This is a genomic window from Pseudomonas sp. PME37.24/025, assembly GCF_055556615.1.
The window spans coordinates 1-270 of the sequence record NZ_JBVHNK010000217.1; the positions used below are offsets into that span (position 1 = coordinate 1).

The 270-nt window shown below is 49.6% G+C and carries 1 protein-coding gene; it reads left to right on the forward strand.

Annotated features, from left to right (window positions below; all coding sequences use genetic code 11):
* Positions 1-26 precede the first annotated feature (26 nt).
* Positions 27-270: helix-turn-helix domain-containing protein (locus ACZ3HH_RS30125; RefSeq protein ID WP_465810245.1), on the forward strand; the 244-nt coding region annotated here is incomplete at its 3' end.

Sequence of the window (270 nt, forward strand, 5' to 3'; positions counted from 1 at the left end):
GTAATTGGTAATCAAAGAGGTTTGCTATGAGCGGCGTATTGAAAAGATCAACCCGGCCTTTGGAACAGACGACCGTATTTCAGCATATGAATTTTGCGCCACCCACGCAGATGGATCCGGACAGCGTAATGCCAGTTTCTTCTGGACAGTTGCTGGCCAGTAAACGTCGGGAACTGGGTATTTCTGCGGCTGAAATGGCATTTCGACTCAAACTCTCGGAAAAACAGATCCGTGCACTGGAAGCCGGTGACTTTGCCGTTTTGCCGGAAG